The 15,045-nt window shown below is 42.1% G+C and carries 12 protein-coding genes; 11 read left to right on the top strand and 1 reads right to left on the bottom strand.

The window, feature by feature from the left end:
* Positions 1 to 97: 97 nt before the first annotated feature.
* From P4S60_RS19645 to P4S60_RS19630, 4 genes are all read left to right on the top strand, one after another.
* The gene (locus P4S60_RS19645) at positions 98 to 2,353 is read left to right on the top strand and encodes an acyl-CoA dehydrogenase (RefSeq protein WP_337117185.1); all 2,256 of its coding nucleotides are present in this window, start codon (positions 98 to 100) and stop codon (positions 2,351 to 2,353) included.
* A 145-nt stretch (positions 2,354 to 2,498) separates the two neighbouring features.
* Positions 2,499 to 3,446, top strand: coding sequence for a phosphotransferase (locus P4S60_RS19640; RefSeq protein ID WP_337117184.1), 948 nt, complete (start codon positions 2,499 to 2,501; stop codon positions 3,444 to 3,446).
* A gap of 2 nt (positions 3,447 to 3,448) precedes the next feature.
* On the top strand, positions 3,449 to 3,793 hold the full coding sequence (locus P4S60_RS19635; RefSeq protein WP_337117183.1) for a Gfo/Idh/MocA family protein: 345 nt from the start codon (positions 3,449 to 3,451) through the stop codon (positions 3,791 to 3,793).
* Positions 3,771 to 4,421 (top strand): Gfo/Idh/MocA family protein, encoded by a 651-nt coding sequence (locus tag P4S60_RS19630; RefSeq protein ID WP_337117182.1) that lies wholly within the window; start codon positions 3,771 to 3,773, stop codon positions 4,419 to 4,421. Before P4S60_RS19635 ends, P4S60_RS19630 begins: the two co-directional genes overlap by 23 nt.
* Here the strand turns inward: P4S60_RS19630 and P4S60_RS19625 are convergent.
* On the bottom strand, positions 4,418 to 5,236 hold the full coding sequence (locus P4S60_RS19625) for a hypothetical protein (RefSeq protein WP_337117181.1): 819 nt from the start codon (positions 5,234 to 5,236) through the stop codon (positions 4,418 to 4,420). The genes P4S60_RS19630 and P4S60_RS19625 overlap by 4 nt on opposite strands.
* A 193-nt stretch (positions 5,237 to 5,429) precedes the next feature.
* Here P4S60_RS19625 and upp point away from each other — a divergent pair, with 193 nt between their 5' ends.
* From upp to P4S60_RS19590, 7 genes are all read left to right on the top strand, one after another.
* Entirely contained in the window at positions 5,430 to 6,059 is a 630-nt protein-coding gene (upp, locus tag P4S60_RS19620; RefSeq protein ID WP_063707721.1) for a uracil phosphoribosyltransferase, read from the top strand.
* Between the two features lie 9 nt (positions 6,060 to 6,068).
* Positions 6,069 to 7,307, top strand: a complete 1,239-nt coding sequence (locus tag P4S60_RS19615) for a uracil-xanthine permease family protein (protein WP_063707719.1) — start codon at positions 6,069 to 6,071, stop codon at positions 7,305 to 7,307.
* Positions 7,308 to 7,445: 138 nt separating this feature from the next.
* Positions 7,446 to 9,188, top strand: coding sequence for an HAD-IIB family hydrolase (locus P4S60_RS19610; RefSeq protein ID WP_337117180.1), 1,743 nt, complete (start codon positions 7,446 to 7,448; stop codon positions 9,186 to 9,188).
* The gene (locus P4S60_RS19605; protein WP_063707715.1) at positions 9,181 to 10,401 is read left to right on the top strand and encodes a hypothetical protein; all 1,221 of its coding nucleotides are present in this window, start codon (positions 9,181 to 9,183) and stop codon (positions 10,399 to 10,401) included. The genes P4S60_RS19610 and P4S60_RS19605 overlap by 8 nt, the downstream gene beginning before the upstream one ends.
* Positions 10,402 to 10,413: 12 nt before the next feature.
* Positions 10,414 to 12,183, top strand: a complete 1,770-nt coding sequence (locus P4S60_RS19600; RefSeq protein WP_442961511.1) for an alpha-amylase family glycosyl hydrolase — start codon at positions 10,414 to 10,416, stop codon at positions 12,181 to 12,183.
* 259 nt (positions 12,184 to 12,442) lie between these two features.
* Positions 12,443 to 13,846 carry a hypothetical protein gene (locus P4S60_RS19595; protein WP_337117179.1) on the top strand — a complete coding sequence of 468 codons (1,404 nt, stop codon included), beginning with the start codon at positions 12,443 to 12,445 and terminating at the stop codon, positions 13,844 to 13,846.
* A gap of 12 nt (positions 13,847 to 13,858) precedes the next feature.
* Positions 13,859 to 15,010: an imelysin family protein gene (locus tag P4S60_RS19590; protein ID WP_337117178.1), complete on the top strand. Its 1,152-nt coding sequence runs from the start codon at positions 13,859 to 13,861 to the stop codon at positions 15,008 to 15,010.
* Positions 15,011 to 15,045: the final 35 nt, after the last annotated feature.

Raw genomic sequence — 15,045 nt, 5'->3', positions numbered from 1 at the left:
ATATAAAAAAATGTTAAAAAAACTGGTTGGACCAATTGATCTATTGCTCGTTTTATGACGTAATGTAGGTATTACTATCTGGTCGGATGAGTTTATTATGAGCTTACGTACAAAATTAAAAAAAGTATTACCTAGTATTTCAATTACAGAACAAGAAGCGTTAGATGCGGGTGATGTTTGGTTAGAAGGTTCAATCTACCAAGGTAAACCTGATTTCGATGCACTTCGTGACGTGCCAGCAGCTAAGCTGAGCGCTGAAGAGCAGGCATTCTTAGATGGCCCAGTGAAAGAATTATTATCAATGATTGATGATTCTGAAATTCAAAACGGTGTTCATCTTCCTGACTACATTCTTGATTTCTTGAAAAAAGAGCGTTTTTTCTCGCTTATCATTCCTAAATCATTCGGCGGTTTAGAATTCAGCCCTTATGCAAACTCAACGATCGTTGCGACTATCGCGACTAAGAGTTCTGCGGTTGCGGTAACCGTGATGGTTCCTAACTCATTAGGCCCAGGTGAGCTATTACTTCACTTTGGTACTAAAGAGCAACAAGATCACTACTTACCACGTCTTGCAAATGGTCGTGATATTCCATGTTTCGCGCTTACTAGCCCAGAAGCGGGTTCAGATGCGGGTGGTATTCCAGATATCGGTGTTGTTAAACGTGGTCAGTTCAATGGCGAAGAAGTATTAGGTTTAGAAATTACCTGGGACAAACGCTACATCACACTTGCGCCAATTGCGACAGTATTAGGTTTAGCATTTAAAGTAGTTGACCCTGATGGTTTACTAGGTGGCAAAGAAAACCTAGGTATTACCTGTGCGCTTATTCCTAAAGATCACCCAGGTGTTGAACTTGGTAATCGTCATGATCCTATGGGCATCCGTTTTTACAACGGTACGACTCGCGGCGAAAAAGTATTTGTACCAATGGACTTCATCATTGGTGGTCAAAAGAACATCGGTCGTGGCTGGCAAATGCTGGTTAGCTGTTTAGGTGCAGGCCGTGGTATTTCGTTACCGGCACTAGGTGTTAGTTCATCACAAGTGGCATTCAAAGGTGCTTCTGAGTACGCAGCAGTGCGTGAGCAGTTTGGTCTGGCGATTGGTCAATTCGAAGGTATCCAAGAGAAGCTTGCTGATATCGCAGGTAAAACTTACCTTCAAGAAGCAATGCGTGTTCTAACAACAGAAGGTTTAGGCATGGGTTTAAAACCTTCTGTAGTCACTGCAATTGCTAAATACCACATGACAGAAATTGGTCGTAACGTGCTTGATTCAGCAATGGATATTCAAGCAGGTAAAGCAATTCAAAATGGCCCGCAAAATACATTAGCAAGTGGATATGTTGCACAACCAATCGCAATCACGGTTGAAGGTGCAAACATTCTGACTCGTAACCTTATGATTTTTGGTCAAGGTGTAATGCGTTGTCACCCTTACCTGCAATCTATGGTTGAGTCTATCCACAGCGAAGACAAAAATGCAGATAAAGAATTCAACAGCATTTTACGTAAAACAGTGGGTTACAGCGTAGCTAACAGCTTACGAGCTTTCCGTTTAGGTGTATTACCGTTTACTGCGGGTGCTAAATCGTCACTACCAGAAGTACGTGAATACGAAAAAGCAGCGCATAAATTATCTGCAAAACTTGCAGTTTACGCTGACTTCTCGTTATTGGTACTGGGCGGCAAACTTAAGCAAGCAGAAATGTTATCTGCACGTTTAGGCGACGTAATGAGCTTCTTGTATGCGGCGATGGCATCAATTAAATACTACGAGCAAAAAGTAGCAAGCAGTGAACGTGAGCAAGCTGCGCCTTACTTCCACTATGCGACTCGCTTTGCACTACAAAGCGCTGAAGAAGCATTGCATAAGTTCTTAGATAACTTCCCTGCAAGTGGTACTCGTAAATTTATGCGTTTCATTACGATGAACTACTCAATGAAAATGCCTAAGATTAGTGATGATTTAATCCGTGAACTTGCGACTCAAGCGCAAATGGATACGGCATTTAAAGCGCAAATCACTCACTTGGTTAAACCAATTGAAGGTGATGGTCATCACATCAATGAGCAAGCGTACAAAGCGAAAATGGCATGCCTTGATTTACTTGCAAAAGTTAAAAAAGCACTGCGTGCTAAGACTATCAAGCCGGGCGTTCGTTTTGCAGAAACACTTGATAATGCACTTGTTGCAAGTGTTATCAACGAAGAAGAGTATGCAAAACTGATTGATTACAACAAGAAACGTGAAAAAGCGATTCGTGTTGATGAGTTTGACTTTGATATGAACTTACTGGATGACAATGCAAAGCCAGTTAACCCACTTAAAAGTGTGGTAAACGAGTAATTCAACAATGCAAGTCCTTAGCAGTATTAGGACTTTATCTTCGAAAACCCGTGTTTAGCACGGGTTTTTTATTGCCTATAGACCGTTGTGCCAATAGCCAATATCACCTACCATTGCCATCGGTTTATATAAAGTACAGAGCGTTATGGATCTTAGGCAATTTGTTACTTCTCACTTTTCAAACATTACAGAGCTACAGCAAGCGGCATCAGTGTGGAGCGGATGCGGTGAGATTATTCGTTGCCAAATGAATGGTGCTGCTACGGTAATTAAAGCGATTGAAGTGCCTAGCCAGATTAATCATAGTCGTATAAAACAAAGTGATTTTGCACTTGCCAGAAAGCGCCAATCTTACTTAGTCGAATTTAATTGGTATCGGCATTACGCTAAGCAATTACCCCATGAAGCTGCGGCTATCCACTGTATTGAGGCAATACAAGAGGGCAGTAAGCAAGCACTGCTATTTAGTGATTTCAGTGCGCTTGGCTACCAGCCTGCAAGTGCTACACACAGCGACATTCAAGCAATTATAAACTGGCTTGCACACTTTCATGCTTTTCATTTAGCAAGCTCTGCCGATGGCCTTTGGCCGCGAGGTAGTTACTGGCATTTAGCAACGCGGCCTGATGAGCTACAGCGCATGAGCGATTTAAGCTTAAAAGCGCAGGCACACGCTATTGATACAGCGTTGAATGAATCACCTTACCAAACGTTAATTCATGGTGATGCTAAGCTTGCTAATTTTGCTATTGCGCCACAAAATCAACATGTTCTTGGCTATGACTTTCAATATGTTGGCAAGGGAGTTGGGGTGATTGATGTGATGTATTTTTTAGGTAGTTGCTTAGATGATATGGCATTAAAATCAGTTGCCGATGACTATTTAAATCGCTATTTTGACACCCTCACACAGGCACTAAAACGTTATCAGCCGAGTATAAACCCTGCGCATGTCGTTTGCAGTTGGCGTGCGCTTTGGTGTTACGCATGGAGCGATTTTTATCGTTTTTTAGCAGGTTGGAGCCCTGAACATGCAAAAATAAACGGCTACATGCAGCAGCAATTTGTAACGTACTTAAAAATAAAGGATTAACAATGAATAAGCCAATGCGATTTGCCATTATCGGCTGTGGTGCTGTAACTGAAGTGAAAAGCGGCCCTGCTTATCAACAAGCAGAAGGTATTGCGCTTATTGGGGTGACACGTCGTGACCTAGAAAAAGCCCATGATTACGCTAATCGCCATAATATTGCAAAGGTGTTCGCATCGCCAAGCGAACTCATTAACGATAACAGTGTTGATGCAGTGTATATTGCCACGCCGCCAGATAGCCATAAAGCGTTTGCTCTTGAGGTTGCTGCGGCAGGTAAACCATGTTGTATCGAAAAGCCACTGGCGCCAAGTTATCAAGATAGCCTTGACATTGTCGCGACTGTTTAAAGAGGCTAAACAGCCGCTATTTGTCGCTTATTATCGCCGTTCATTACCACGCTTTAATCACGTTAAACAGTTACTTGAACAAGGCGCCATTGGTAAGCCTCGTCATGTAAGTTGGCATTTAAGTAAAGCACCTAACGCCCTTGATTTATCGGGTGAATACAACTGGCGTACAGATCAAAACGTGGCTCGAGGAGGTTACTTTGACGATTTAGTCAGCCATGGTCTTGATTTACTTGCTTACCTTTTAGGTGATTTTAATAAGGTGCATGGTTTATGTGCTAATCAACAAGGTTTATATTCAGCATTCGATGCTATTACCGCTCACTGGCAGCATCAATCAGGTGTTACAGGCACCGGGAGCTGGAACTTTGCTTCAGCAAATCGTTTTGATGATGTGATGATTTATGGCAGTGAAGGCGAGCTTAGCTTTAGTGTGTTTGACGAAAAGCCGATTGTGCTTAACAATGCACAGGGCGCACAACAGCTCGTAATTGATAACCCTGCACACATTCAACAATATCATGTTGAAAACATGGCGAACTATTTTCATGCTCAGCAACCCCACCCATCAACTGGTGAAACTGCACTACACACAAGTTGGGTTATGGAGCAGATTTTAACGGCTTAGTGCTCAAACGCTGCATTGAAGGCATTTACAATTTGTGTGTTTTCACCTTCATGAAAGAGCGCCATTAAACGCTCACTAATTAAAGTGCGTACCTTTTCTGTTTTAAGCGCTTTGTCGAAAAGCGCGATTGCTTGTTTGCCGACCTCTGTTGGTGAGCAAGCAATATAACCAAACACCGCGGCTTTTTCTGGTTTAAGGCTGATGTAACGAATACTACTCAGTCCCGGAGCTCGTTTATAACGGTTGCTAAATACAGTTTGGTATTCTAAAACAGCATCAATTTTATTTTGAAATAACATTTGCCCGAGCCTTGGTGCATTTGTTGCCCCATCGAGTATGAAAAAGTGCTCATCATTTAAACGGACAAACTTATCAATCTCTTCTGAGTAAGAACGGCCTTTGGTGACCCCTATTGTTAAGTCGTAGTAATAGATAGCTTGTAGTAGGGTAATGGCGTCTGGAATAGTGGGCTTGTTAAATACCACCAGTTTATTTGAAGGAAATGCCATCAGAGGGTACTGACTAAACACAGCATGAACCTCACGCTGTGGGGTTTTTAATTTATTGTACAAACAAACATTATTCATTTTTCTTAATTGCTGCCATTCTCTTAAGCGGCTTGCAGGTATGAAATGTAGGCTGATTTCATCGCCTAACTCAGCTGCAACAGCCAGCAAAAACGTGGTGGCCTCATTCTCAGGGTTACCGCCATCTTGCGGAACAAAGTCTGCCATAACTTGAATATCGAGCGTTTCACTGTGGGCAGGTAAGCAAATACATAGAAGGAGTATGGAAGTGAAGATAAGCGTTTTCATTACTGCAGGCCCAAAAATAAATGAATTGTTAAACATTGCCGGTGCGTGTTGTTGCAAAAAAATTAATATTTGCAAGGTGCTGTATAATATTAGACCAATTCAAAGAATTAATGCGGTGAACATGCATTTTTTGCAGTCGAGAAGACTATTTTGCGCTAAAATAGGCGTAATTTATTTCATTTAGGTTCTACTTATGTCTATCCATGTAATTACTCATCCGTTAGTTCAACACAAACTTGGCCTCATGCGCGCGCAAGGTATTAGCACAAAAAGTTTCCGTGAGCTGGCGTCTGAAGTAGGTACCTTGCTTACTTACGAAGCAACAAAAAACCTACCATTAGAAAGCGTACAAATCACTGGATGGGATGGTTCAACATTAGATGTAGAGCATATCAAAGGTAAAAAAATTACAGTTGTGCCTATTCTTCGTGCCGGTCTTGGTATGATGGATGGTGTTATGCAGTTATTACCTGCTGCAAAAGTAAGTGTTGTTGGTCTTCAGCGTAACGAAGAAACATTAGAGCCAGTACCTTACTTTGAAAAGCTGGTTGGTAAAATTGATGAGCGCTTAAGCCTTGTTATTGATCCAATGCTGGCAACCGGTGGTTCAATGATCGCAACTATCGATATGCTGAAAAAAGCAGGCTGTAAAGATATTAAAGTGATTGTATTAGTGGCAGCACCAGAAGGCGTAGAAAAAACCCTTGCAGCTCACCCAGATGTTGAAATTTTCACAGCATCTCTAGACAGTCACTTAAACGAAAAAGGATATATCATTCCAGGCTTAGGAGATGCCGGTGACAAGATTTTTGGCACAGTGTAAGGCGCTCACGTGGAAAATCATCAAACATTTTCGTTAAAAACTATTCTAACTGGCGCGCAAATGCTGTTTGTCGCATTTGGCGCACTGGTACTTGTGCCATTACTGACAGGACTTGATCCCAATGTGGCTTTATTTACTGCAGGTTTAGGAACTTTACTGTTTCATGTGGTTACCAAAGGCCAAGTTCCCATCTTTTTAGCATCGTCTTTTGCTTTCATCGCACCTATTATCGCCTCAGTGCAAATGTGGGGTATCCCCGCAACTATGGGCGGTTTAATGGTGGCAGGCTTTTGCTATTTTGCGCTTAGCTTGATAGTAAAGTTTAAAGGCGTGAATGCGCTGCATAAAGTGTTACCGCCTGTGGTTGTTGGCCCAGTGATTATGGTAATAGGTTTAGCCTTAGCACCTGTCGCTGTGAATATGGCTATGGGTAAAGCAGGGGATGGTAGTGCACAATTAGTTCCTTATGAACAAGCCATTTGGGTGTCTGGTTTATCATTACTGGTTACGCTGATTTTTGCGGTATGGGGCAAAGGTGTATTTAAACTTATTCCTATTCTTGCAGGTGTGGTTGCAGGTTACCTAGCTTCGCTCTTTTTAGGGATTGTTGAATTTAATGCGGTAACTGAAGCAAACTGGTTTGCTGTGCCGGCATTTACTTACCCTGAGTTTAAGTGGCAAGCTATTTTGTTTATGGTGCCTGTAGCCATTGCACCAGCCATTGAACATATTGGTGACATGATGGCTATTAGCCAAGTCACGGGTAAAGACTATTTAAAGAAACCGGGTTTACACCGCACTTTATTTGGTGATGGCTTAGCAACCTCTGCGGCATCAGTTTTTGGTGGTCCACCTAATACAACGTACTCAGAAGTAACAGGGGCGGTAATGCTTACTCGTAACTTCAACCCGCGAGTGATGCTTTGGACCGCAATCATCGCTATTGTGCTGGCGTTTGTGGCAAAAATGGGCGCGGGTTTACAAACGATTCCGGTTCCTGTGATGGGCGGCATCATGATTTTACTGTTTGGTTCTATCGCCGTTGTTGGTTTAAATACCTTAGTTAAATCAGGTGAAGACCTTACCGCGCCTCGCAATCTGACTATCGTCGCACTGATTTTAGTGTTTGGTATTGGTGGCATGCATATCGGTGGTGATGAGTTTAGTTTACAAGGTGTTAGCTTATGCGCAATTTTGGGGATTATCTTAAATGCTGTTCTCCCCAAAGCAGTGCAACAAGCTGATTAGAACTTAAAAACTGCTTGAATATTGCACCAAAAAAGCGCATTAAATATGCGCTTTTTTTGTAACCATTTAAAAAATAAGGAATTATAAAACTGGTCTACTAACTGCATTTATCTCTATGTCATACTGGTAGGAGCGATTATGCAAGAGGCAAATGTTGTGGATATTACCCCGTTTTTAGCAAAGCATCAGTTACCACTCAAGTATCAATACTTAAGTGAACAGTTTTTTATACCCCTCGCGCACGATATCTTGAGTGCAAAAATGACCGGCCAAACAATGCTGGTGGCTATTAACGGCTGCCAAGGCTCAGGCAAAACAACCCTCGCTGATTTCTTAGTGACTTGGGTAAATAGCAATACCGAATTTAATAGCGTGTCACTATCAATCGATGATTTTTATTTAAGTCGTGATGCGCGCAATGAGCTTGCTAAAGATGTTCATCCTTTGTTTGCGAGTCGTGGGGTACCAGGCACACATGATACGCAATTAATGGAACAAACCTTATCGGCTTTGTTGGCTGGTAAAGTGGGCGTGCCATTACCTCAATTTGATAAGCTAACGGATGATCCAGTGCCAAAAGACCAGTGGCCTAGTAACCAAAAGCCGATTGATATTGTGTTTTTTGAAGGCTGGTGTGTAGCCAGTACGCCTCAGCAGCCTTATCAACTACAAACCCCGGTAAATGAATTAGAACAACTAGAAGATGCCGACGGCATTTGGCGCCAGCGCGTCAATAGCTGCCTAGCAAATGAATATCAACATGTATTCGCAATGGCCGATTACACCATTATGTTAAAAGCGCCTTCATTTGAAGATGTGTATGCGTGGCGCTTAGAACAAGAGCATAAGTTAATTGCCAAAAAAGGCCAAGGGCAGGGCACATTTGACGAAGTGAGCTTAAAGCGTTTTATCTCTCATTTTGAACGCATTACGCGGGAAAACTTAGCTACGCTTGCGCACAGCGTGGATGCGTTACTATTGCTTGATACCGAGCGTGATATCACCAAGATGGAACTACTCGCCGACCAAATTGCTCAACCTCTTATTTTTACTGACTTAGACGGGACATTGCTCGATCACGACAGTTACGAATGTGAGGTGATCAAACCATTTTTGGCAAAGCTGAATGATACCGGTGTCAATGTCATTTTTAATACCAGCAAAACCTTTGCTGAAGTTACTGATATTCAAAAAGGTTTGGATCATCACCAACCTTTTATTGTGGAAAATGGTGCGGCTGTTTATATCCCGAAAGACTATTTTAAAGTTAAACCGATTGGCTGTGATGAGTATCAAGGTTATTGGCGCTTTGCCATGACGCAAAGCACCGATAAATTGCATGACGACCTTAAACAATATGCCAGTCAATTTAGCCACTGTGTACGCTTATTTAGTCAATTTAGTGCACAAGAAATAGCCGAGTTAACAGGACTCCCCGTCGATATAAGTGAACTGGCTTTAAAGCGTCAATATTCAGATCCGGTTTGTTTCTCTGGCAGCAATGAAGAAAAGCAAGGTTTGATAGATGCAATGAGCCAAGCAGGCTACGAAGTGCTTGTTGGCGGGCGTTTTATCCATTTAACCAAAGGCAACAACAAAGGGCTTGCACAAAAATGGCTGTTAAATCAGTTCAAAAAAGCCTATCGCAATCCATTTACTGTGATTGCCCTTGGCGACAGTCAAAACGATGTAGCCATGCTAAAAGCGGCTGACACCGCTATTTTAATCAATAACCCTGGCAGCCAAGTGCAATCACAAATATTACAAAAAGCATGGCAGCTCAGCGAAAAACCAGCCCCAGCAGGTTGGGTTCAAGAAGTTTCTGCGTTAACTATCATCAAAGCGCGTTTTGCAGCAAAACAGGAGCAATCTCATGGCTGATTTTTATCAAAATGGCATTATCACGACCTTACACAATATTGCTGACCGCCCAGTAGAAGAACTAGAAAAAGAGTTGTTGGGCTTTTCAAAACAACGCCCAATGGGCCTAATTTTACCTTCGCTTTACAGTGAGCTAGAAGGGCCCGCATTGCAAAACATAATTGCAGAACTGAAACATGTACCTTATTTATCGCAAATTACCATTGGTTTAGATCGCGCTGATGAAAGCCAATATCGTCATGCACTGCAGTTTTTTGCGGAGCTTGATCAGCCTCATAAAGTACTTTGGAATGATGGCCCGCGTTTACAAGCACTCGATAAAGAACTACAAAAATTGGGCGTTGCCCCACGAGAGCTAGGTAAAGGTCGCAATGTTTGGTATTGCATGGGCTATAAGTTGGCAACCTCAAAAGTTGAGTCAATTGCACTGCATGACTGCGATATTTTGACTTACGACAGAGCGCTATTAGCACGCTTAATTTACCCCGTTGCTCACCCTCGTTTTAACTATGAATTTTGTAAAGGGTTTTACCCGCGCACCGCTGAGGGCAAAATTAATGGTCGCGTGTCACGTTTGCTGGTAACCCCATTATTGCGTTCATTTAAAACAATTTTAGGCAGCAACGATTATTTAGAATACATGGATTCGTTTCGCTACCCATTAGCGGGTGAGTTTTCATTCCGCCGTGATGTACTCAACGATATTCGTATTCCAAGTGACTGGGGTCTCGAAATTGGCGTGTTATCAGAGATGTATCGTAACTACTCGCATAACCGTTTGTGTCAGGTCGATATTGCTGATAACTATGATCATAAACACCAAGACCTATCGCTAGAAAACCAAGCAGCAGGCTTGTCAAAAATGTCGATTGATATTACCAAAGCTTTATTCAGGAAGCTGGCTACGCAGGGGGTTACCTTTACCAGTGAAACAATTCGGTCGTTAAAAGCAACCTATTACCGTATCGCACTCGATTTTATTGAAACCTATCACAATGATGCGCTGATGAATGGCTTAACACTTGATATTCACCATGAAGAAAAAGCGGTCGAAATGTTTGCACAGAATATCATGAATGCGGGTCAGCACTTTTTAGAAAACCCAATGGAAGCACCGTTTGTGCCGAGTTGGAACCGAGTTGCTTCGGCAATGCCAGATGTATTTGCTCGCTTAGAAGAAGCCGTAGAGCTTGATAACAAAGATTATATTTAACGGGGAAGGCACGTGACTTTAGAGCTTTTGCAACAACGGGTTATACAGCATTTAACGTGTATTTATGCTGAGGTTGAACTACCAACAACCCTTGAACAACTTGCCGACAGGCTGATCAACACGATGCAAGGTGATGATCCTGTTCGTGACCCAACGCCGCATAAAAACCGTTGGGATGAGCAAGATATGATTTTAATCGCTTATGGTGATTCTATCATTCGTCATGCTAATACTGATGACGCGGTTGCTAAGCCTGAAGAGCCGCCTTTGCATACCTTGCATCGCTTTGTTAAAAACCAGTGTTTGCCTGAACTCAATGCCCTGCATATTTTGCCGTTTTACCCATATAGTTCTGACGAAGGTTTTGCGGTGATGAACTATGTGCAAGTGAATGAAGCACTTGGCAATTGGCAGCATATTCGCGATATTTCAGCCGATGTCAGGTTGATGGCCGATTTAGTGATTAACCATTGTTCAAGCCGAAGCGTCTGGTTCGAAAACTTTATTCAAGGCAAAGAGCCGGGGAAAGGGTACTTTAAAACCGCGAACCCGAGTGATGACCTTGTGCAAGTTGTTCGCCCGCGTACATCACCGCTTTTACAAGCGGTTGAAACAAAAGGTGGTTTGCAACATGTATGGTGTACGTTTAGTCATGACCAAGTCGACTTTGATTTTGCTAACCCAGATGTACTGAATGAATTTGTAGGGATAATTCGCCATTACTTAGATAATGGTGTACGTATTTTTCGTCTTGATGCAGTGGCATTTTTATGGAAAAAGCTTCATACCCGCTGCATTAACCTGCCAGAGACACACGAAGTGATCAGGTTACTTCGTACCCTTATAGAGCATGTTGAGCCTAATGTGATTATTATCACAGAAACTAATATCCCGAACCGTGAAAACTTATCGTACTTTGGTAATGCCAACGAAGCGCACTGTATTTATAATTTCTCACTGCCACCGCTGTTATTGCACACTTTGCTCAGTGGTGACAGCACCGCATTAAAACATTGGATGATGAGTATGCCGCCAGCCCAACAAGGTACGGCTTACTTTAACTTTATCGCATCTCATGATGGCATTGGTTTACGCCCCGTTGAAGGCCTGCTCGATCAAGCGCAAATAGCGGAAATGGTAAGTACAACTGCAAAATATGGCGGTAAAGTCTCATTACGTACTGCACCAGATGGTACCAATACCCCTTATGAGTTAAACATTGCCTTATTTGATGCTCTGCAAGGAACGCATCAAGGCCCTGATAAGTGGGGTGTTGCTCGCTTTTTATGTGCGCATGCCATTATGTTTGCGCTTGAAGGTATTCCTGGTTTGTATATTCATAGCCTACTTGGTACCACCAACGATTATGATCGCTTTGAAAATAGCCAGCATAACCGAGCGATTAACCGTCACCGTTGGCAGGAATCTGATTTATTGGCAAAGCTGAGTAACGAAAATGCTCATCATCGTACTGTGTTTAAAGCGATGAAAAACCTAATGGCTATTCGTAAGGCACAAAGTGCATTTCACCCTAATGCAACCCAATATACGTTACATTTAAGCGAGGGGTTATTTGGTTTTTGGCGACAAAGTATTAACCGTTCACAGAGCATGTTTTGTGTTTATAACATTAGTGATGAGGTACAAACACTCACCCTTGCTGATTTGAACTTAATAGAAACAGAGCAGTGGAAAGATCTGATCACCACAGAAGTGATTGCAGAACATACTCAAACCTTATCTTTGGCTCCTTACCAAGCGGTTTGGCTCAGTAATAAATAAACTTTTCATGCAAATCCGTTCGTTAACAAGCAAGCCCACCGTAGGGTTTGCTTGTTAACAAATAATTCATAATTATCGTACAATACTACCTTATTACACACCAAATTATCACTCTGCCCTAATTTATAGTGCAATCGTCTTAGTAAATAAGGCTTATTTAATCTAAATTACCTTTTTTCTCAAAAAATATGGTTAACAATGTTTACAATGTAAAAGGCAACTATTATCATTCTGCTTTTATTTTTAGGTGCGTTTTACAATGAAGAAAGCAGTACTCTCTCTCGCTGTGTCATTGGCTTTGACTCCACTATACAGTGTTGCAAATGATGACATGCAAGCTCAACTCGAAAAACTTCAACAACAACTCCTTGAACAACAAAAAGCGATTGATTACTTAAAAACTCAATTAGAAGCAAAAAACACCCAGCAAGTTGCAGTGCAACAAAAAGCCCCAGTTGTTACTGAGCAGGCAGCACCCGTTGCTACAGTCGCAAGCAAAAAAGAATCAAAACTTACTTTTAAAAGCTACGGTACTTTGCTTTATAAAAGTGACGAAGTGTTTGCCAACGTTCAAGACACTTCTCCAGAGCGCCGCGCCACAACAGATTTAGAGCGTGTTGTTACTGAGTTTGAATATGAAATTGATGATAAATGGAAAGTCGAATTTGAACTTGAGTATGAACACGGCGGTACAGGTACCACGCTTGAATATGACGGCTTTGAAGAATTTGGCGAATTTGAATCAGAAGTTGAAGCGGGTGGTGAAGTTATTGTCGAAAAGCTACAGCTAGAATATGAATATAACCCTAACTTTACAGTCAAGTTTGGTCATATATATGTTCCGGTAGGCTTAGGCACAGACTTAAACAAGCCAGATCAATACTTTACCACGACTCGCCATTGGGGTGAGGCAACTATGATCCCGCAAGTTTGGCATGAAACTGGGGTTAACTTAATTTCTCGTTGGTCTGACTTTACACTTCAAACATTGGTGACGACGGGTCTTAACTCTGAATACTTCCGTTCGACTAATTGGGTCGCGGGTGGTGCACAGCAACGCTTTGAAGAAAATACCGCAGATGATTTAGCGCTCACATTACGCCTTGATTATGGCAATGTTAAAGCCGGTAAAGGTTTTGGGGTTAGTTACTATACGGCAAATACATCTGATAACCGTCGCAATCAGGGTAAACTTGATGTGGATGGAAACGTGTCTATCCTCGGGTTACATGGTGCATGGACGTTAGATGATCTTGTGTTCCGTGGTCAGTACTTATATGGCGAGTTAGAAGACTCAGTTGCTATCACTGCTGCTAATAAAACTACGCCGGGTCTTCGTCCGGGAAGCTTTGCACAGCTTGGTAGCAAAGCTGAATCTGCATTTGTAGAAGCCGCTTATAATATGCAGGGGCTGTTTGATTTGTCTTCGCCGCTGTATGTATTTACCTCGTTTGATTATGCCAACCCAATGCTTGAAGTGGCCAGTGGTGCGGCTATCCATCGTTACGACATTCGTGAGCTTAACTTTGGTTTAAATTACCTTCCAAACAAAAACTTAATTCTAAAACTTCAGGGCGGTCAACGTTATTACGCACAAGACGATATCGATGACACGACTCACTTTAGTGCCTCTCTTGGCTATAAATTTTCAACAGAACTATAAAGGAACCTTGGGATGAAAACTGTATTAAACAGCATCACAGCTGTCATTTTAGCGTCAACACTTGTTGCATGTGGTTCGTCTTCTTCGGATGATTCTTCAGACACAAGCACACCCGTTACTGAAGTAACAGGCTTTAGCTATGATGCAACTGATTTAATTGAAAACGTAACTGAGCAAGTGATTGTGGATGGTTACGAAATGCTAAACAGCAAGGCGACGGTTCTACATAACGCGACACTCACATTATTAGAAAACAAAAACGAAGCTGCGCTGGCTGCTGCTCAACAAGCTTGGAAAGATGCACGTGTATTCTGGGAGCAAGGTGAGTCACATATCTTTGGTCCTGTTGATAGTTTATCAATTGATCCACATCTTGATACTTGGCCACTGAATACCGCTGATTTAGAAGCACTACTTGCAAGTAACACAACGTTCTCTGCTGATAATGTGAAGAACTTTGACGATGGTGTACAAGGTTTCCACACCATGGAGTTTTTATTATTCGGTAATGGCGTTGAAGATAACGATAAGTCAATTGACGAAATGACTGTGCGTGAAATGGAATACTTAATTGCATGTGCTGAAGTATTTAATATTCATACACAAAGCCTTGTTGATGCATGGGTTATCTCTGCAAATGCGGATGATGAACCTGCTTATAAAGATTATTTATTAACACCGGGCAATGATAAATATTCATCTGAGTTAGGTGTTATTGAAGAGTTAGTCAATGGGGTTATTGGTATTGTTGATGAGGTAGGTAACGGTAAAATTGCAGAACCATTTGGTACTAGCAAAGACACAGCTGATACATCATTAGTTGAATCACAATATAGCTGGAACTCATTAACTGACTTTAGCAACAACATTGTTGGTGTACAAAATGTGTTTTTAGGCACATTCAGCGATGAAAACGACAGCCCAGGTCTTAAAGCATTTATCAATGCCGGTGACGCTGAACTCGCGCCGAAAGTTGAAACTCAAATTTCAGCAGCGATTGCAGCGATTGATGCCATTGCAGGTGCAGATGATATGCCATTTAGACAAGCGATTAAGGATGATGCTGGTCGCGTTCGAATTCAAACAGCGATTGATGCGCTAGGTGAATTACAAGCGACCCTTGAAGAAGAAGTTGTGCCACTTATCAAAGAGTGGAATTTATAATCGCTGGGGAAGCATCTGCTTCCCTCTTTACAAGA

Source organism: Pseudoalteromonas sp. Hal040, from assembly GCF_037162425.1.
GTDB classification, from domain to species: Bacteria; Pseudomonadota; Gammaproteobacteria; order Enterobacterales; family Alteromonadaceae; genus Pseudoalteromonas; species Pseudoalteromonas gelatinilytica.
Note: the sequence above shows the minus strand (reverse complement) of the source record. Positions and strands in the feature narration are given on the sequence as shown.